This window comes from uncultured Vibrio sp., from assembly GCF_947488985.1.
Lineage (GTDB): Bacteria > Pseudomonadota > Gammaproteobacteria > Enterobacterales > Vibrionaceae > Vibrio.
In genome coordinates this window covers 1-987 of record NZ_CANLBV010000236.1, presented here as the reverse complement: position 1 = coordinate 987, position 987 = coordinate 1, and the positions used below count along the sequence as shown (strand labels likewise).

At 51.1% G+C, this 987-nt stretch carries 1 protein-coding gene and 1 pseudogene; both read left to right on the top strand.

The genetic code is table 11. The features are described from left to right. A pseudogene (locus Q1A70_RS20050) lies at window positions 1-225 on the top strand (hypothetical protein); the annotation flags it as partial. After that, window positions 212-987: TrbI/VirB10 family protein (locus tag Q1A70_RS20045; RefSeq protein ID WP_299697635.1), on the top strand; the 776-nt coding region annotated here is incomplete at its 3' end. The pseudogene Q1A70_RS20050 and the gene Q1A70_RS20045, both read left to right, overlap by 14 nt.

Sequence of the window (987 nt, the reverse complement as noted above, 5' to 3'; positions counted from 1 at the left end):
ACGTTGGTGACTGAATTAAGAGCCAAGGGTGTGGGGGTTTCTCAAGGGCATGAGCGAAATTACCTCACGTTGTCTTACCGTTTAGAGCAATTGAACCCAACGCAATTTGTCGTGAGGGTGAACCTGAGTGATGGGCGAACCCTCTCTCGTGTCTGGATAATTGACAATAACACGCTCGTGCCTTTACCCACTCGTGCCTATGGAGTTAATAATGAGTCGTTTTAGCTTACATCCTGCGTTGTCCTCTTTGAAAAATGAACAAGGCACGTTAAAGCCCATTGTTAGGTTAGTGGGCGGGCTTATGGTGATGGGTCTGGTTGGAAGTGTATTGCTGGTCGTGGCAATGAAAGGAAGGAGTTCTCACACTTCAGAGCCTGAGAAACCGCCCGTCATCGGGGTGAGTCAAACCGCGCCATTGGATGCGTTAATGGCGACGAAACCCACCGACAATGTGATAGCGGTTAAATCCCCTCCACCTGACGAGTCCGAGTCACAGAAAAAGGCCGCGTTGCCCTCTCCTGAAATTGTCGCGATGCAAAAACAGGCGGCAGAAACACAAGCCATGCGACAAGCGATGTTGGCGCAAGCGGTCTATTCCGGCATGACGGTACGTTTTGATGGGGCGAGCATCGAGCCGTCAACGACTCATCAAGCCTCTTCTTCGACGAATGCACAAATCACTCAAGCTCATCAGCGATGGATGGACTCAAACCCTTCCCAAGCGTCGGTGATGCCTCAACAAGCGACGTCTAGCGAGGTGTTGAGTTTAGACACAACGATGGGCAGTCAAGCCAGCAAAGAGGCATTTTTAGCACAAGCAAATAACGTGGGGTATTTGAACGCGACGCGCACCTTGGCGAAAAGTGAGCATGAATTAACGGTTGGTACGGTCATTCCAGCCACCTTGATTAGTGCGATCAACTCCGATACGCCCAATAACCTTGTCGCGCAAGTCAGCCAAAACGTGTACGACAGTGCGACAGGGGG